Genomic DNA, 18,551 nt, shown 5'->3' with positions numbered 1-18,551 from the left:
GTGGTGTCCTGCCACTCCGGCGCCGACACCTCCTCCAGCTACGGCGACGCGCTGCCCTGGCCGGAGAACGCCTCGACGCTGCTGGCCGAGCAGGTGCCCGGCATCGACGCCATCCTGGTCGGGCACGCCCACCTGGAGATTCCGCAGCGGTTCGTCACCAACACCGCCACCGGCCGCAAGGTGCTGCTGTCCGAGCCGTTGAAGTGGGGCGAGCGGCTGACCGTGATGGACCTGGACCTGGTCAAGGAGCGCGGCCGCTGGACGGTCGGCTCGTCCAGCGCCACGGTGCTCAACTCCAACACCGTCAATGCCGACGGCGCCATCGTCTCGCTGGTGGCCCAGCAGCACGCCAAGGTGCGCGAGTACGTCAACTCGGTGATCGGCACCTCGACCGCGGCGATGTCGGCGGCCACCTCGCGGTATGAGGACACCGCCGCGATGGACTTCATCAACTACGTCCAGGCCGACGCGGTGAAGAAGGCACTGGCCGGCTCGCCGTCGGCCGGGCTGCCGATCCTGTCGATCGCCGCCCCGTTCAACGCCGCGGCGGCCATCCCGGCCGGCGACGTCACGGTGCGCGACGTCGCGGGCCTCTACATCTTCGACAACACCCTGCTCGGCATCGTGTTCACCGGCGCCCAGGTGCGGGCCTACCTGGAGTACTCGGCGACCTACTTCAAGCAGATCAGCGGCGTCGGTCCGTTCACCCCGGACCAGCTCACCAACGCCGTCACCCCGACCGCGCCGAACGGCACCCCGGACTACAACTACGACATCATGGGCGGGTTGGACGCCCCGCTGACCTACGACATCGACATCGCCCAGCCGGTCGGCTCGCGGATCAAGAACCTGGCCTACGCCGGCGCGCCGCTGGACGACAGCCAGCAGTTCGTGATCGCGATCAACAACTACCGCCAGTCCGGCGGCGGCAACTTCCCGGGTGTGAAGACCGCGCCGGTGGTCTACAACGCCCAGGTCGAGATCCGGCAGCTGATCATCGACTGGGTGTCGGCGGCCAAGGTGATCGACCCGTCGGTGTTCAGCTCGCTGGACTGGAAGCTGGTCTCCAACGGCCAGCCGATCACCATCACCGGCTGAGCTTCAGAGCCCAGGCTGCCCGGGCAGGACTCGGCCGAGCCCGCCTGGGTCCGGCGCGCTGCGGAGTCAGCGCCGGGCCCGGGCGGGGCCCTCAGCGGCCGGCCCGGGACGGGCCTCAGCGATGGGTCCGGGCGGGCCTCAGCGATGGGTCCGGCTCGGCACCACCGCGGCGGAGATCCGGACCGGCTCACTCGCGTGCTGGACCGGCCGGACCGGTGACGGCTCGCCGGCTGCCGGTGTCACCGGTTGCGGGCCCAGGCCCGCGACGGTCGGCAGCGGTGCCAGCGGCGTGGCGACCTGCCGGGACAGCCAGCTGAACCCGACCGGGATCTCGGCGGAGAAAGTGGTGAAGTTGTGGCCGCCGGTGGGCAGGGTCAGCTGCCACAGCTGCAGCGGTGGCCGGGCGGCCTGCTCCAGCCGCACCGAGGCCCGGTAGGCGGTGCGGTCCGGCCGCGTCGAGATGAGCAGCACTCGCAACGCCGGCACCGGGTCGTGCTGCAGCCGCCACAGCGGGCTGTTCTGGTGCGCCAGCACCGCGCTGCCGCCGAACAGGTCACCGGTGGTGTGGTCGTGCGCCGCGGCGTCGTACCCCGCGATCGACACCGCGGCGCCGAACAGGTCCGGATGCCGCAGCGACAGGTTGAGCGCGCAGTAGCCGCCGGTCGAGTCACCCATCACGGTCCACTGCGAACCGGCCGGCGACGCGCGGAAGGCGCTCAGCACCGCCGTCCGGACGTCGGAGGTCAGGTAGTCCTCGACCTGCGGGCCGTGCACCACGTCCACGCACTCGGTGTCGCGCGGCGAGGCGACGTTCTGCACCGGGATCACCGCGATGAACGGCGCCGCCCGGCCGGTGTCGATCAGGGTGTCCAGCACGCCCGCCACGTGCAGGACGTGCATCCAGGTGCGCGGCCCGCCGGGGAAGCCGGACAGCAACTCGACCACCGGGAAGCTCCGGTCGGCGTAGCCCGGGGCGCCGTACTGCGGCGGCAGGTACACCGTCGCCGGGGCGGCGTGCACTCCGCTCACCGTGCCGGGCACCGGCAGCGACACCACCGTGCCGTGACCGGTGCGGTAGTCGTGCAGCAGCGCCGGCTGCAAGGCCACGTCCCGGGTGCCGGCGCCGGCCGAGCCCTGGTCCACCTGCGGATGCAGCCCGAACAGCTCCGACCAGGACTGGTAGAACACGAACGCATGGTTGACCACCAGGCCGACCAGCAGCACCGCGGTCAGCTGGCAGCAGCCGAGCCACAGCGCGCGGACCGGCCAGCGCGCCCTCCCCAGTGCGGCCAGCCGGTCCCACGCCATCAGCAACCCGACCGAGCACAGCAGGACCCCCAGTCCTGCCACCACCAGCGTGGCCATGCCGATCAACGACATCGCCCGTGCCCCCTCGCCCGGCGGCCTCCCGTTGCATGACCCAGAGTGCCGGCCGACGCTGGGCGGCCGGCGTGAGAGCGCTAAGCGTCGACTGAGAACCCGAGCCCCGGACGGGAGGCCAGGTCGGCGATGTCGGTGCGGTATTGACCGCCGGCCAGCTCGATGCCGGCCACCAGCCGGTAGGCGGCCTCCCGCGCCGCGGGCAGCGAGGCACCCGTCGCGGTGGCCGACAGCACCCGGCCGCCGGCCGAGCGCAGCACCCCGTCGCCGTCGCGCCGGGTGCCGGCATGGATCACGCCGGGCTGGTCGCCACCGCGGACCGGGTCGTCCAGCCGAGGGGTGCCGGGGTAGCCGGCTGCCGCCACCACCACGGTGACGGCAGCACCGGGCCGCCAGCGCGGCGCCGGGTGCCCGGCCAGCGTTCCGGTCGCCGCGGCGTGCAGCAGGCCGGCCAGCGACGAGTCCAGCAGCGCCAGCACCACCTGGGTCTCGGGGTCGCCGAACCGGGCGTTGAACTCGACCACCCGGGGCCCGGCCGCCGTCATCGCCAGGCCCACGTAGAGCAGCCCGGCAAAGGGCGTCCCGCGTCGGCGCAGCTCGTCCACCGTCGGCTGGGCCACCTCGCGCACCACCCGCTCGACCGTGCCCGGCGGCAGCCACTCCAGCGGGGCGTAGGCCCCCATCCCGCCGGTGTTCGGCCCGGTGTCGCCGTCGCCGATCCGCTTGTAGTCCTGGGCCGGCAGCAGCGGCAGCACGGTGGTGCCGTCGGTGACGCAGAACAGCGACACCTCCGGCCCGTCGAGGTACTCCTCGACGAGCACCCGCCCGCAGGCCGCGGCATGCTCCCGCGCCACGGTCGGGTCGTCGGTGACCACCACGCCCTTGCCGGCGGCCAGCCCGTCGTCCTTGACTACGTACGGCGGGCCGAACTCGGCCAGCGCGGCCGCTACCTGCTCGGCGCTGGTGCACAGCCGCGCCCGGGCGGTCGGCACCCCGGCAGCGGCCATCACCTCCTTGGCGAACGCCTTGCTGCCTTCCAGCCGGGCGGCCTGCGCCGACGGGCCGAAGCAGGCGATGCCGGCGGCACGCACCGCGTCGGCAGCGCCGGCCACCAGCGGTGCTTCCGGGCCGATCACCACCAGGCCGGCGGCGACCTCGGCGGCCAGCGCCGCCACCGCGGCCGGGTCGGAGACGTCCAGCCGGCGGTACTCGGCGACGGTCGCGGTGCCGGCGTTACCCGGTGCGCAGACCAGTGCGGTGACCGCCGGGTCGGCTGCCAGCGCCAGGCAGAGGGCGTGCTCGCGAGCACCGGAGCCGACGACGAGAACCCGCATACCCGCACACGCTAGCGAGTGCGGGTACGCGGGCCCGTCGGGGCGGGCCGGGTCAGCAGCCGCAGGTGTAGTACGTGATGTCCCAGTGGGTGCCCTCGTCGCAGTAGATGTTGCCGGACGCGGCCTGCCACTGCGGGTAGCCGTCACCCCGGTTGGCGATCCGGGTGAAGTAGGTGTGGATGTAGTTGTTGTTGCAGGTGTTGTGCGAGACGTCGACCTTGTAGCCGTTCCAGTGGCTGTAGGTGCCGCTGGCGTGGCCGGTCTCGGTGCCGCCGGTGATGTTGATCGAGCAGCCGCTGGACCGCTTGAGGGTGATCACGCCGGAGACGGTGCTCTGGTTGATCTGCTCGAACGAGGTGCAGGTGGAGTTGTACCGGTCGGTGCAGCCGCCGCTCGAACTCCAGGTGACGCCGGCCGAGGACAGCTGCGAGGCGGCCTGCGCCTGGGTGAGCTTGGTGACGGCCAGCGCGGGCGAGCTGGTCGCTACCACCGTGGTCACCGAGGCGAGGAGGCCGAGCAGGAACACGACGATTCTTTTCATGGGAGTCCACCACTCTGTCGGGGGTACGGGGGGAGGGGAGGTGCTGGCCTACCCTGGCGTATCCCATCAAACCTGGCAACTGGGAGGACTTCGTCGCTAACCCGGTCTTCACCGGCAGGCCGGCTCAGCGGGCGGTGTCGACGATGGTGAGGCCGGCCAGGGTGGGGACGAACAGCCGGCTGCCGCTGATCGCCGGAGTGGCGAACCGGCTGGTGGCACCGACCGCAACCCGCTCGCGGACGGTGCCGGTGGCCGGTTCCAGCGCGCTCAGCACGCCGGACTCCGGGCTCACCGAGTACAGCCGGCCGCCACCGAGCACCGGAGAGCCGGTGACGGACTCCTCGGCGTGCCACCGGGGGCTCAGCCGGCCGGCATCGTCGATCCGGACCGCGCGCAGGCCGTCGGCGCACGGCACGTACACGGTGTCGCCGGCCACCGCGGTGCCGCCGAAGGACCGGCAGAGCTCGGCCCGGCTCTGCTGGCCGCCGATACCGCCGAGGTCACCGGCCCGCAGCACGTACCCGTCGCCGTCCTTGCCTGCGATGAAGATCCACTTGTTTCCCACCACCGCCGGGCCCTGCGAGCCGAGGTCCAGGTCGGCGGCGTTGTGGGCGGCCCAGTCGCTGGGTGAGAACGAGTCCACCAGCTCGGTGCCGTCCAGTTCCAGCACCGAGTCGCTGTAGTCGTACCTGCCGCCGACCGACTCGCCGTTGCCGACCGCGACCAGCAGGTGGCCGTTGAGCACGGTCGCTCCCGGCGGCGTCCAGATGCCGGCCTCCCGGGTGGTCGGCACGGTGTACGCGACCGGTTCGCCATTGCCCAGCGGCACCCCGACCAGCCGGCCCTTGTACTGCCCGCAGTCCCCGGCCAGGCCGCCGAACGGCACCCAGACCCGGCCGTTCAGCACGGTCAACGCGCCCCGCTGCTGCATGGCCTGCGGGTCGGCACCGGGCAGGTCCACCGACCGGCGCCACCGGATCGCGCCGGTTGCGGGGTCGAGCGCGACCAGGTCGTGCCGGACCGGCGAGCCGATCGAGGCGACCACGAAGACGGTCTTGGTGGCCGCGTCGTAGACCGGCGTGCCGGTGATGCCGAGCGGGTCGATGTTGCCGCACGGCAGGTCGTCCCGGTCGGTGGGGCTGCCCAGGGTGACCGACCACCGCTTGGCGCCGGTCGGGGTCAGGCCGTACACCACGTTGCGCTCGGTGGCCACGATGACGGTGCCGCCGACCACGATCGGCGAGGCGTAGACCTGGCCGTCCAGCGGGATCCTGGTCGCGGTCAGCCGGCCGGACGCCGCCGGCATGGTGTGGCTGACCCCGGTGCGTTGCAGGTCGCCGTGGTAGGTGGGCCAGTCCTGGTCCGTCGTGGCTGGCTTCGTCGCGGCAGGCGGACTGCTGCTCGCGGACGCGCTGCTGGGCAGGCTCGATGCCGGGGCAGCAGGTGGCGCCGGATCCGAACCCGAGGTGCAGCCGGCGGCCAGCAGCAGGCCGAGCCCGGTGGCCACCAGCCCACGCCGCGTCATCGTTCGACTGTAGGCGTTCGCCGCATCCTCGCCCGCCCAGGAAACCGAATCGTTGATCTCTGCGAGGTCCGTCAGAAACTGGTGATCTCTCCGGTCTCGACGAATCGTCGGGCGGCGGCCAGCAACTTCTCCAGGAACTCCTCGACGCCGGTTGCGACCAGCCGGGGCGCACCCATGCCACCCCGGTACACCCCCTGCTTGGTGAGCTCGCCTTCGGGCAGTTCCCACACCGCCCCGGAATCGGCTGCCAGGCAGTAGAACGTGCCGTCGCCGCCGGAAGCGAACGGCACGATCCGGCCGGTCAGCTCGTCGGTGTCAGCTTCGACAGGCATCCCGCGGGCCACGGCCTCGGCCAGGAAGCCCGGCGAATGTATGTAGTAGCTGTTGCCGACGTCTGGCAGCCACACCGCGCCCACCGTCCGGTACAGCTCCTCCAGATCGGCCGGCAGGCCGGCCGGGACGTCCTCGTCGGGATCGGTGACGACGTTCTCGGACGGATCGAGCGGGTAGCCGAGCAGCGACTCCGACCTCTCCTCCAACCGGCTGATCGTCGATCGCAGTTCCTGCTTCCACACCTGCAGGTCCACTCCGTCAGCCCCTCCAGTATCGCTGCCCGTACCCCCGGTCCACCCGCTTGGCGAAGCGTTCGATCTGCGACCTGGTGGCGTTCGGATACTGCTTCTGGAACTTGGCCCAGGTCTGGGTGATCCGGTTGTGCACATTGTCGCCCGAGAGGTGGTTCTGGACGCCGCGGATGTTCGATGGCGCGTCGAAGTCGAAGTCCTGGAACTCCGAGTGCTCCCGGTAGCTCTGCGGGATCCGGTGGTGGGCGTCCCAGTCCTTCGGCAGCCGCTTCTTGCCCTGGCTGGCCAGGTCGACGTTGAACCGGCCCCGGTAGTTCTCACTGGTCGGACCGCAGGCGTTGTGGACCAGCACCGGGGTGACGCCGGCGTAGTAGGTGTGGATCTGGTCGACCTGCAGGTTGAACGCGACCAGCACCGCCACGAACACCGCGATCGCCTTGACCACCAGCCGGTTCCCGGCGCTGGTCAGCACCCGGTCACCGGCATGCAGGTCCTGGGCGTCGACGAACGCGTGGGCGGTCTCGTCCCAGAACGGGTGCTCGTCGGTCGCGGTGATGCTGCTGCCGTCGGACAGTGCGACCGTGACCATGGTGTGCGGGCCGCCGTGCACGATCGGGGTGACCACCGTCTCGGCCGCGGTCTGCTCCGTCTCGGGATCGGTGGCCAGCACCCGATCGCCCTTGCGCACCTGCTCGATCGGCTTCTGCGAACCGTCGGCCATCAGCACCGGCGTGCCGGCGGTGAAAGAGTTCATGCAGGACTTGGCGGCGGTACCACCGGGCGAGGAGTCCTCGGCGGCCCCGCGCAGCGACCGGGCGGCGTCGTCGGTCTCGCGCCCGAGCATCCGGGTGCCGACCTTGGCCAAGCCTGCCCCGGCCACCTTGCCCACCGCTCCGCCGGCGGCGGTCAGGGCCACGCTGGTACCGATCTTCTTCGCATAGCAGCCGGCACCCTCGTCCTTGCATTCGGACTTGGCCTCGATGGCACCGGACACCGCCGCGACCCCTGCCGCGCAGCCGGCCGCGGCCAGCCCGGCCGACAGCGCGCCACAGCCGATCCCGGCAGCCACCGACCCGATCGCGACCTTGTGGTCCCAGGCGAACTGGGCGGCGTCGCTGACCGCGCCACCCACCGCGCTGCCCACGTCGCTGGCGGCATCGCCGATGGAGTCGGCGGCGCCGCTGACGGCGTCCTTGGCGTCGCCCAGCATGCCACCGATGCTGAAGTGCCCGTCCACCTCGACGAAGTTCGCCGGGTTCCCGCCGGCCAGGCTGTACCGGTTGGCCGTCAGCGGGTCGGTCGACAGGTCGAGGTCGGACAGCGCGTCGGCATAGCGGTCCTCCTGCAGGAACCGGTTGTTGGACGGGCCGAACCGGCGCGCACCGGTGTCGAGGGTGTGCGAACCGGAGTCGTAGCGCTTCTCGGTGAAGCGCACCGGGTTGCGCGGGTCGTCCTTGTTGGCGTCACCGGCCGACAGCGTGCTGTCGGTGTCGCCGTAGGGCTTGTAGCCGTAGGCGGCCGATGCCTTGCCGGTGTCGTCGATCAACTGGCTGACGCTGCCGAGCGGATCCTTGCCGTAGGAGTACTGCTGGGACGCCTGGCCGGTCGGCGTGTCGGTCATGCTGTTGGCGCTGCCGTACGCGTCGTAGCTGTAGTCCTTGGTGCGGGAGATCGAGCCACCGGTGCCCCGCTGCTCCTCCTTGGTGACCTTGTCGCTGAGGCCGAGGAAGCTGAAGTCGGTGGTCGGCCCGCCGGCGCTGCCGTGCTTCTCCTGCCGGGTCTGGCGGTCCAGCGCGTCGTACTCGTAGCTGGTGTCGATGCCGCCGGCCGTGTCCTTGTACCCGGTCAACCGGTCCAGGCCGTCGTAGCTGTAGTCGATCTGCCAGCCGCTGGCGTTGTTGCAGTCGGCGTCCGAACCGGTAGCAGCGGTGACACAGTCGAGGTTGCCGTGGCTGTCGTAGTGCGACTTGCTGGTGACCCCGCCGGTGGTGGCGGTGTCGAGCTGGGTTCCCTGGTAGGTGTAGTTCGTCGTACCGGTGTCGGACTGGACCTCGGTGACCACGTTGCCGGCTGGATCCAGGGTGTAGTCGGCACTTCCGCCGGCCCCGCTGTCCTGGTGGACCAACCGGTCGCGCGCGTCGTAGCTGTACCGGGCGGTGCAGGTGGCGCTCGCGCATGGCGTGCCGGTGTTCGGGCTGCTCCGCTTGAAGACGTCGGAGGTCTGGTTGCCGTTGGCGTACCGGTTGGCGCTGTCGGTGTAGCTCACGTCGTGGGACTCCAGCACGGTGCCGGAGCCGTTCTTGGTCGACATGGTCTTGAGCTGGCCGTTGTCGAAGTAGGTCCAGTCCTGGACCTTCTTCGCCTGCCACACCGGGCTGCCGCCCGGCACGTACTTGTCGGTGGTGCGCTGCAGCTCCCAGCCCTGCGGCAGGTAACTGGTGCTGATCCGGGTGTCGTCGGAGGTCGAGGCCTGGGTGTCCTTGCCCTGGTCGACCTGCTGGGTCATCCGGTCGGTGCCGTCGAAGGTGTAGTCGTTCTGCCGGCCCGCCTTGAGCTGGGTGCCGGCATCGTCCTCCTCCCGGTCGTCGATGCGCTGGATGAGGTTGTTGCTCAGGTCGTAGCTGCTCAGGGTGGCCTTCCAGCGCGTCTCGTCCGTCTTGCGCTGGCGGGTCTTGGCCGGCCGGTCCAGGCCGTCCGGGCTGACCTCGACCTTCATGGTGCGTTGCCGGTTGGCGTTGGCGCCGCTGGCGTCGGTCATGGTGCGGGTGACGTTGTCGGCGTCGTAGGTGTAGGTGATCTTCTGCCCGCCAACGTCCGAACGCTCCTGCAGCATTCCGTCGATGAAGTAGTGCCATTCCTGGCGCTCGTCGGGATCGAGCTCGGAGGAGCCCTTCTTCTCCGGCGTGCGCGCGGTCTGGCGCCCGTTGGCGTCGTAGTCGAAGTGCAGTGCCGGGTTGACGTGGTCGTCGCTGGTGCGAATCCAGCCCCTCGGGTCGAAGTAGCTGCGGTCCTCCCGCAGCTTCTGCGGGACGTTGGCCAGCGTGTCCTGAGTAACGTCCTGGGTGACGGTGGCGAGGTTGCCCATGTCGTCGTAGGCCTGGTGCTTGTAGTGCTGGTCGGACGGTCCGGTGCTGGGCAGATCGGTACGGGTCAGCTGGTTCGCCGCGTCGTAGACGTAGCGCGTCACGTAGGAGGTGAAGGTCTGCTTGTCGCTGGAGGCGTCGTAGGCCCGCGGGGTGATGACCCGGCTGCGGTTGCCGTTCGGGTCGTACTCCAGCAGCGTGGTCAGCACCCGCGGCGTGGTGCCGCCGGTGAACGGCTGCACGCTCTTGACCGGCAGCTCGCGCTGGTCGAACTCGGTGGTCTCGACGTTGCCGGCCTCGTCGGTGCGGGAGGTGACGTTGTTGTCGTCGTCGTAGCCGGTGCGGGTGATCCGGCCGGCGGCGTCGGTCACCGTGAGCAGCCGGTGCGCCGCGTCGTAGGTTGCCTTGGTCAGGAACGGCACGGTGTCGTCGGTGCAGGAGATGGTCGCCCGGTTGGCCCGCGGCGCGACGGTGCGCACCGCGTCGCCGGCCAGGTCGTAGCAGGTGTGGCTGTACTGCACGCTCTTCTGGACGCCGGCCGCGTCGACCTCGTACACCGCCTGCCGAACGGTGCGGTCCAGCAGGTCGTAGCTGTAGTCCACGGCGTGGTCGTCGGCGATCGTGGTGCTCTGCACGCCGAGCGGCCGGGTCATGCGCGTCAGCCGGCCCGCCACGTCGTAGGTCATGGAGGTGCGCTCACCGGCCGGGTCGGCCGAGGTGTCCAGGGCGGTCCGGAGGGTTTCCCGGTCCATCGCGTCGAAGGCGTGCTTGACCTGGAACGCGATGCTCGGGGTGTACTGCCGGCCGTAGTGCTGGTCGATGTCGAGCACGGTGTTGTCGTCGGCGTCGAAGTCGGCGCCGCTCCAGATCAGCAGGCCGCGGTCGCCGTCGGTGGACTTCGGCGTGCTCTGGCGGCCCATCCGCCCGAACGAGTCGTAGTCCAGATATGTCCGGTAGTCACGGGGGTTGCCGCCGGTGTAGTCCTTGTGCCGGTTGTCCTGGGTCCAGATCAGCTGGCCGTCGCTGTCGTAGCCCAGCTGGGTCTTGCGGCCGATCTGGTCGGTCACCACGGTGGGGAAGCCGTTGGCGTCGTAGCCGGTGTAGCCGGTCACGCCACCCCGGGCGTCACGCTCGGCGCTGACCGTCCCGTCCGGGTTGATGGTCAGCGTCTTCTGCGCGCCGGTCGGGTCGGTGGTGGTGGTGAGGTTGCCGCGGGCGTCGTAGCCGAAGCTCCACCGGTAGTCGCCCACGGTGGCGGTCGCGGTGCCACGAGCACTGGTCTTGTACTTGAGCTGGCTGTAGTGCGGAATCGTCCGGCCGCCCTGCCACTTGCCGGCGACGTCGTTGGCGTCGGCGGCGACGTCTTCCATCTCCAGCAGGGTGGTGTGGTTGAGCTGGTCGGTGGTGCTGGTCAGGTACCCGTTGGCGTTGTAGGTGTACTTCACCGTGCGGCCGGTTGGCTCGGTGAGCGTGACGACCTTGTTGTCGCCGTTCCAGGTTAGCGTGGTGTTCTGGCCGAGCGCGTTGCGCAGAACGGTGACGCGCCCGAGCGGATCCCAGGTGTAGACCTGGGTGCGCGACAGCGGGGCCGCCTCGGTGGTGGTACGGGCGGTCAGGTCATAGGTGTAGGTGGTGACGACGCCCGCGCGGTCGGTGACGGTGTTGACCCGGCCCCGCAGCTGCGAGCTGCCCGGGCCGTAGTAGCTGAACCGGGTCTCCGCCCCGCGCGGGTCGCGGATGCTGTAGACCAGCGCCGACTGGTTCGGGGTCTTCGGATCCGGGTCGACGCGCAGCGCGGGGTCGCTGATCGCCGGCGCGTCGCCGTTGGAGGTGGTGTAGGTGAACACGAACCGCCGGTCGGCAAGGGCCGAACCGTCTGCCTTGGTGCCACCGCGTTGGGTGATCACCCGCAGGTTGCCGTCGTCGTAGTAGTCGAAGTCCCAGGCGCTGCCGCTGTGATCGGTCAGGCGCTTCAGCTCGCCGCGCACCTGGGCCTTCTTCACCTCGGCCTTGCTCCAGTAGGCCAGCTGGTAGCTGCGCCCGCCCGGATCGGTGACGGCGGTGATGCGCTTCTTGACCGGGCCGCCGTCCTCGCCGGGCGGAATCCGTTCCAGGGTGTAGGTGATGCGGTTGCCGTTGGCGTCCTCGACCGAGGTCGGGTAGCCGTCGGCGTCGTAGTAGAAGGTCACCCGGTCCGGCCGGCTGAAGGCCCAGGTCCGTGCCGGGTCGGTCGAGCCGGTGGGCCGCAGGTAGAGGTGCACCCCCGGCGGCGCCTCGTAGCGCCAGGTGCCGTCGGCGTTGGCGACCCCGTCGAACCGGTGCGTGGTGCCGTCGCCGTCGGTGATCACCACGTAGCGCTTGGCGTTTCCGCCGATGCTGTCGGCCTTGTTGGGATGGATGTCGATGGGCAGCCCGAACCGGGTCAGCGAGCTGACCGACAGGCTGACGCCCGGCCCGACCGGGGACGGCCCGCTCTTCTCCAGGCTGTTGTAGGTCAGGTCGACGACGGTGGACAGCCCGCGGCCCGGCGAGTCGCTGGGCGTCCAGCGCCACAGGTTGTTGCCGTTGGCGATGTCGACGAGGTCCTGCATGCCGGCGCCGAGGTCGGTGCCCCGGTACTGGTGCCAGCGTTCCAGGCCGAGGGTGTCCTCCAGGGACTTGGCGACCTGCACGTCATTGGTGACCGGCTTGTTTCCCTTGGCCGCGTAGGCCGTTCCGGTCGCGGGATCCTTGAGGTCGACCTTGAGGGTGTACGCGGCCTGCTGGGCGCCGTCCGGCAGCGTCGGGGCCGGCACGTTCAGCCGGACCGTAGTGGTGTCGCCCGGTGCGAGGCTGGTGCCGAGCGCGGCCGAGGTGCCGGCGGTGGTGACCGGCGTGGCGTCGTGGCTGATCCAGCTGGAGTCCACGACGGTGGTGGCCGGCCAGCTGACCGCGCTGTCGTTGGTGACGGTCACCTGGACCGGCTGGGTGACCGCGGGGTCGGCCGGGATCAGGTCCGGCACCTCGGTGGTGCCGGTGGTGCCGAGGTACTGGGTGCCCTTGGCGTTGGCGACTGTCACCGGCACGTCGGCCGACGTGGTGACCTGGCCGCTGGTGTCGTAGGCCCGGGTGGTCAGCACGTGCACGCCGTCGGGAACCGTGGCCGCCGGGTCCAGGGTGTTCCAGGACGCCTGGTACGGCGCGGTGGTGTCGGTGGCGTACCGGACGCCGTCGGCGAGGAAGTCCACCGCGGTGACGCCGCGGTCGTCGGCGGCGTTCGCGGCGACCGGCACGGTGGCGGTCACCTCGGGGGCGGCGGCGGAGCCGGCGGTGTAGTGCGCGGCGATCCGGGCCGCCGGCAGGGCGCTGGAGTACACCGCCGGCTCGTCCACCCGCACGGTGGACGGGTCGTACCCGCGGCCGATCTCCAGCGGATGGGCGGTGCCGTTCCACGCGGAGAAGGTGACGCCGGTGTACTGCACATCCGGCTGGCCGTCGATGTACCACTGCAGGGTGTGCGCGGCGCTGTCGTACACCACCGCGTAGTACCGGGGGTCGCTGCTGTCGTCGGCGAAGCTCTGGTACTCCTGGCCGTCGCGGACGAAGGCCAGGTAGTGCGAGTGCTCCAGCGAGTTCCAGCCCACGCTCCAGCCGTCGCCGGCGGTGTAGTCGTCGCCGGTGCGCAGGAAGCCGGGGTTGTAGGCCAGCAGGCCCAGGGCCTTGCCCCACCATTCCAGGGTGAACGAGCCGTTCAGCGCCCAGCCGGAACTGGCCGGCACGGAACCGTAGGAGCCGGTGCCCTGATCGCCGCTCTGCATGGCGGTGTCGGGATCGCTGCCGAGCGAGCCGCGGGCGCCCAGGACCGGCGAACCGATCACCGCGCCGTCGTGCCCGCCGCCGGAGGCGTCGGCCAGCACCGGTCCGGACGCCTCGCCGAGCCGCCACCAGCCGGCCGGGTGGTCGGCGCTCACCGCGGTGCGGTAACCGGTCACGCTGCTGCCGGCCGCCGGTGCCGGCGAGGTGACGCTGGTGCTGGGTACGGCCGAGTTGTCGACCGTGACGGTGGCCGAGGCCGAGGTGGTGGTGTTGCCGGCGTCGTCGGTGGCCCGGACGGTCACGGTGTGCGAGCCGGCGCCGGCCGCGGTGCTGTTCCAGGTCACTCCGAAGGGTGCCGTGGAGTCGCTGCCCGCCACGGTGCCGTCGACGAGGAAGTCCACCTGGTCCACCCGGCGGTCGTCGGAGGCGGCGGCCGCCAGCGAGACGGCGGACCCGCCGACGGTGGCGCCGTTCAGCGGCGCGGACACCGCGGCCGTCGGCCCGACCGGGCGGCTGCCGTCGGCGTAGCTGACCACCAGCTTCGGGCGCAGGCTGGGCGCTACCGAGAAGTCGTCGGAGTGGTAGCTCAGCAGCGAGCCGGTGCCCGGCGTCTCCTGGTCCTGCTTCAGCACCAGGCCGTGGTTGGGCACGGCGCCGGTCACCCACTTGGCCGCCAGCAGGGTGATGTCGAAGTTGTCGAAGGCCGGCAGCTCGCCACCGGCGTGGGTGACGGTGGCGGCGGCCGTGCCGTCGAAGTCAGCGCCGTTGGCTGCCCACGGCACACCGCCGTAGGCGTTGTACCAGGTGGCGCTGTCCCGGCTGCAGGTGCTGTGCGCGGTGCCCTCGCTCCACTCCGCGGTGGCCGGGTAGGCGCGGACGGTCTGCGCCGAGCTGATCGTGTACGGATGCCAGGCCGAGACCACCGCGCTGGTGATGGTGGCGCCGGCCGGGATGTCGCGCAGGTCGAAGCGCAGCAGTGCCCGGTTGGTGGCGTCGCTCTGCGGCCCGACCCACAACAGGCTCTCCGCGCCGTAGCCCGCGCAGTTCACCAGGCTGGGGAAGTAGGCGATGGTGGTGCCGGTGCCGTCCTCGGCGGCAGGTTGCAGGATCTTGCTGGCCTGCCCCACCGCCGGCAGCGAGACGGTCCGCCCGCTGCTGACCACCGATCCGGTCACCACCTTGTAGGTGAAGGTCTGGCCCGCTGCCGCGGTGGTGTCGCGGTAGCCGGTGACGGCCCGGTCGGTGATCGTGGTCAGCAGGGTGCTGGCGTTCGGGGTGAAGGAGGCCACCGTCGATCGGTGCAGCTGGTAGCCGGTGAACGGCGCGGTCGCGTCGCTCGGGTAGGGGGTCCAGCGCAGGTCGGCACCGTCACTGTGCAGGGTGGCCGGCGGCAGCAGGTTGACGCCGTCGCCGGGGTAGGTCACCACCAGTCGCGGCTGCAGCGCGGGATCGCTGCTGCGCCGGCCGTAGAAGACCGGGCCGCTGGCATTGAGCGGCTCGGTGGCGCGCTTGAGCAGCACGCCGAAGTTCGGCTTCACCCCGGCCTGCCAGTCGCGCAGCGTGCTGGTGACCGGCCAGCTGACCCAGCTGGGCGAGGTGCCCACCGCGGCGGGGCTGACGGTGGCGCTGCCGATCGGCGTGCTGGCATACCCCAGCGCGCCGCTGGTGCTGCTGGTGCTCCACGACGTGGTCATCAGGTGCGCGTCGATCTGGTGCGAGGTGCCGTTGCAGAAGCCGGTGCCGGCGGTGATGCACAGCGGTTGCCAGTAGGCCTGCAGCGTGGCGCTGGTGACGTCGGCACCGGCCGGCAGGTCGCCGAGGTTGAACTGCACCGCACCGCGCCAGGCGTAGTTGCTGTCGGTGCCGGTGTAGATCTTGTCGCTGACGTAGGGCAGGCAGTTGGCGCAGCTGGCGGCGAACGAGGCGTCCTCGACCGGCGGGTTGATGGTGATGGTCGGGTCCAGCCGCACCGGGAAGCGCCGCTCGGGCGCCTTGAGCCAGCTCCGGTCGAGGTCCAGCGTCAGGGTGAAGCCCTGGCCGGTCTTCTTCACGTCCAGGGTGGCGTTGCGTCCGGTCTGGGCGGACGGGTGTCCGGTGGCGCCGGCGTCGAGCGCCACCGGCGCGTCCAGCAGGAAGGCCGGTGCCAGCGAGGTGCCGCTGTAGAAGGCCCACGAGCCGTCCGGTCGGCGCTCGGCGCGGAACGCCGCGTTGCCGCTGGCGCTGAGCAGGAAGTGGTAGGTGCTCGGCGAGGACGCGTCCGGCAGCACCAGCGTCTCCTTGACGCCGTCGGCGAGGACGTCGTAGCGCAGGTCGACGTTGCCGAGCGCGTGCGGGTAGACCAGGCCGTTGCCCGCCGCCTTCGCCGAGGCCTGGCCGGCCCCTTGCAGGCTGAGGCCGAAGTCCCGGCCGGCGGCACTCACCCGCAGGTACTCGCCGTCGGATGCTCCCTTGAACTGGGCCCGGAAGCTGTTCGCCTTGTTCCGGTAGGCGAATCCGGCCTCATCGGCGGCAACCAGCTCGCTGTCGATGCGCTTCCAGCCACTGGCGGTCCAGTAGTGCACCGCCCCGGCGGACAGGATGGTCTGCAGCGTCCCGTCGCTCTTGCGGATCGTCATCGAGGTCCGGGTGCGGTGGTTCACCAGCTCGCCGGGCCGGGCGTCGCTGGCTGCCGGTGCCGCTGCCGCCGCCTTGGGCGTCAGCGAGGAGGTCACCGCCGTTCCCATGCCGGTCACCAGGGTGGCGCTGGTGAGCAGGCAGAGGATGCGGGCAGGGCGAAGCGAGGTGCGTGCCATGGGAGTCTCCGGGGGCGGCGGAGCATCCGGTCGTGGCTGACCGGGCCTCTGGGCGGGGAAACTCCGCACCTACGAAGAAGCCAGGTCCAAAAGGTGGCGAAAGGCTATATCTCCCGAAGCGTTACGTAACAGGCTCAGATGAGAGAAAGTTATGAATCCGACATAATTTTCCTGTGGGCAGATGGCGGTTCAGCGGGGCTCAGCGCAGCGAGCCGATGAAGTCGGCGGCCCGCACCAGCGCACCGGGACGCGGGCCGGGATCCTCCCGGCGCTCGGCCACCAGGTGGTAGGCCTGCAGCCGGTTGGTGGCGAAGGCATGCTGCCCGCCGCGCAGGAACACCCGGAACGCCCGGTAGACGTCCTCGCCCCAGCGCTCGGCCACGAAGTCGTGGTTGGCCTCGAACCGGTCGGCCCAGTGTTTGATGGTCAGCTCGTAGTCGTGCGTCTCGCGCTCGACCTCCACGATCTCGAAACCGTGCCACAGCAGCTCACGCACCATGTCCTGCAGGGACAGGAAGGAATGGTGGCCGGGCCAGGTGAATTGCCGGGTGAAGGGGCTGACGGCGAATTTCTGTTTCGCCGCCGAGGCATCCAGATAAAGCCGGCCACCGGGCTTGAGCGCCGACCAGACCCGTTCACAGAATGTGCGGTAGTTGGGAATGTGCTCGATGACGCCGTAAATCACGGCATGGTCATAGGGCTCGGCCGGACGGTGGTCGAGGATGTCCTGCACTTGCACCTTGCCGGGAATACCGTGCTCGGCGATCAGCCGCCGGATATAGGCAGCCGATTCCTCGACCAGCGTCAACGAGGTGACCTCGACGCCGCGGTGGCCGCAGTATTCGGTGGTACCGCCCCAGCCGCCGCCGATATCGAGCAGCCGCATGCCGGGTTTGAGGTCCAGCGCGCCGAACATCGACTCCAGCTTGTGCTCGGCCGCCTCCTCGAGGGTTTCGTCGTCGTGCTGGAACAGGACGTGCGAGTAGTAGCGGTAACGCCGGTCGATGAAGCTGAGGTAGAAGTCGTCACCGAGGGTGTAGTGCTTGGCGATCGCCGCGGCGTTGACCTTGGTCGGCGCCCGGAGCATCAGCCGGTAGGCAAAGGACACCGCGTCCCGGACGGTGAGGCCCTTGCGCAATTCCGAGCGGGCTTCCAGCAATGCCGTGAGATCGCCGTCGAGATCGATCTCGCTGTTGACGTAGGCCTGGCCGAGGGCGAATTCGTTCAGCGGCAACGACTGCGATTCCCTGGTGCGGAACCGGATATTCCATGCCGGGTCACCGGTACCGACCCGCTGGGAGGTGCCGTCGTAATACTCGACCGTTCCGGAACTGTGCAGCCGTTGCAGCACGCCGATCAATCGGTCGACATTGTCTGTTTCGGACGGGCCGGTTTTCACGGGGTCGGTCTGTGCAGCCGAACCGGTAGCCGGATCAGTAAGCGTCATTCCACGCACACCACCCTTTGTGGGACGAGAAATGGTTCATTAAGAGCCCGAGATTAGGGGTGCCGAGCCGTGCAGAACAAGTCCCGACTTCCGGCAGCCGGGTACTGCCGGCGGTTGACCGGGGCGGCGGGGCGTCACTATTGTTGCCTTTCCCATCCACACGGTTGAAAACCCAACCGAGGCATCATGCGGAAATCGGGCTCTACGCCAGCGCGCCAGGCGGGCAGCGCGGCCAGCGCCGCGCACCGCCTCTCCACCCTCGACCGGTCCTTCCGGATTCTCGGCGGCTGCCTCAACCTCGCCGTCCTCGCGCTGGCGGTGGCCCGGCTGGCCGGCTCTCTCGGTCCGGCCTGGCACCCGGCGCTGATCGCCGGCAGCCTGCTGGCCTTCGCGGCGGCCACCTTCGCGGCCGACCTGACCTCGGGCCTGTTGCACTGGGGGTTCGACACCTGGTTCTCCACCACCCGGGGGCCGTTCCGGCGGATGGTGTCGATCGTGCGCGAGCACCACACCAAGCCGGACGAGATCTTCACCTTCCGGTTCGCCACCGACTCCGGGATGCTGTCCTGGTTCGCCGGCTCCGGTGCCTTCGTGCTGCTGGTGCTGTCGCAGACGGTGGCCGCCGGCCACCCGGTGCTGGTGGTGTCGCTGTGCCTGGCCGCCGTCGTCTACAGCGTCGACGTCTCGCTGATGTTCGAGTACCACAAGTGGGGCCACCGGCGCCGGCGCGGGCCGGTCCCCAGGTTCCTGCAGCGCTGCGGGCTGCTGCTCTCACCCGACCACCACCTGCGCCACCACCGCGGCGCGCACGACAGCCACTACTGCCTGATCAACGGGCTGGCCGACCGGACGCTGGGCGAGTGGGGCTTCTTCCGCGGGCTGGAACGGCTCATCACCGCGGTGACCGGGGTGCCGGCCCGCGCCGAGGACCACGCGATCCTGGCCCGGCTGGTGCGCTAGGCGTTTCCGCCG

The 18,551-nt window shown here is 70.5% G+C and carries 9 protein-coding genes; 2 read left to right on the top strand and 7 right to left on the bottom strand.

Features of this window, described 5'->3' with window-relative positions:
* A partial coding sequence (locus VLJ82_RS08580) for a bifunctional metallophosphatase/5'-nucleotidase (protein WP_408662920.1) occupies positions 1–1,098 on the top strand: 1,098 nt, incomplete at its 5' end.
* A gap of 138 nt (positions 1,099–1,236) precedes the next feature.
* On the opposite strand, the gene VLJ82_RS08575 is transcribed toward VLJ82_RS08580, so the two are convergent.
* From VLJ82_RS08575 to VLJ82_RS08545, 7 genes are all read right to left on the bottom strand, one after another.
* A complete protein-coding gene (locus tag VLJ82_RS08575; protein WP_408662919.1) occupies positions 1,237–2,478 on the bottom strand; it encodes an alpha/beta hydrolase in 1,242 nt (413 codons plus the stop codon).
* Positions 2,479–2,558: 80 nt separating this feature from the next.
* Positions 2,559–3,812, bottom strand: a complete 1,254-nt coding sequence (gene purD, locus VLJ82_RS08570; RefSeq protein ID WP_408662918.1) for a phosphoribosylamine--glycine ligase — start codon at positions 3,810–3,812, stop codon at positions 2,559–2,561.
* Positions 3,813–3,864: 52 nt separating this feature from the next.
* Entirely contained in the window at positions 3,865–4,353 is a 489-nt protein-coding gene (locus tag VLJ82_RS08565) for a hypothetical protein (RefSeq protein ID WP_408662917.1), read from the bottom strand.
* A 124-nt stretch (positions 4,354–4,477) separates the two neighbouring features.
* On the bottom strand, positions 4,478–5,878 hold the full coding sequence (locus VLJ82_RS08560) for a PQQ-binding-like beta-propeller repeat protein (protein WP_408662916.1): 1,401 nt from the start codon (positions 5,876–5,878) through the stop codon (positions 4,478–4,480).
* Positions 5,879–5,949: 71 nt separating this feature from the next.
* Positions 5,950–6,465 carry a hypothetical protein gene (locus VLJ82_RS08555; RefSeq protein WP_408662915.1) on the bottom strand — a complete coding sequence of 172 codons (516 nt, stop codon included), beginning with the start codon at positions 6,463–6,465 and terminating at the stop codon, positions 5,950–5,952.
* 4 nt (positions 6,466–6,469) lie between these two features.
* A complete protein-coding gene (locus VLJ82_RS08550; protein WP_408662914.1) occupies positions 6,470–16,132 on the bottom strand; it encodes a DNRLRE domain-containing protein in 9,663 nt (3,220 codons plus the stop codon).
* Between the two features lie 199 nt (positions 16,133–16,331).
* Positions 16,332–17,531, bottom strand: a complete 1,200-nt coding sequence (locus tag VLJ82_RS08545; protein WP_408662913.1) for a class I SAM-dependent methyltransferase — start codon at positions 17,529–17,531, stop codon at positions 16,332–16,334.
* A gap of 234 nt (positions 17,532–17,765) precedes the next feature.
* Here VLJ82_RS08545 and VLJ82_RS08540 point away from each other — a divergent pair, with 234 nt between their 5' ends.
* Positions 17,766–18,539 carry a fatty acid desaturase CarF family protein gene (locus VLJ82_RS08540; RefSeq protein ID WP_408662912.1) on the top strand — a complete coding sequence of 258 codons (774 nt, stop codon included), beginning with the start codon at positions 17,766–17,768 and terminating at the stop codon, positions 18,537–18,539.
* Positions 18,540–18,551 lie beyond the last annotated feature (12 nt).

The sequence above is a fragment of the Jatrophihabitans sp. genome (assembly GCF_035474675.1).
Taxonomy (GTDB): Bacteria; Actinomycetota; Actinomycetes; order Mycobacteriales; family Jatrophihabitantaceae; genus Jatrophihabitans_A.
The sequence above is the reverse complement of the archived record's forward strand: the minus strand, read 5'-3'. Positions and strand labels throughout refer to the sequence as shown.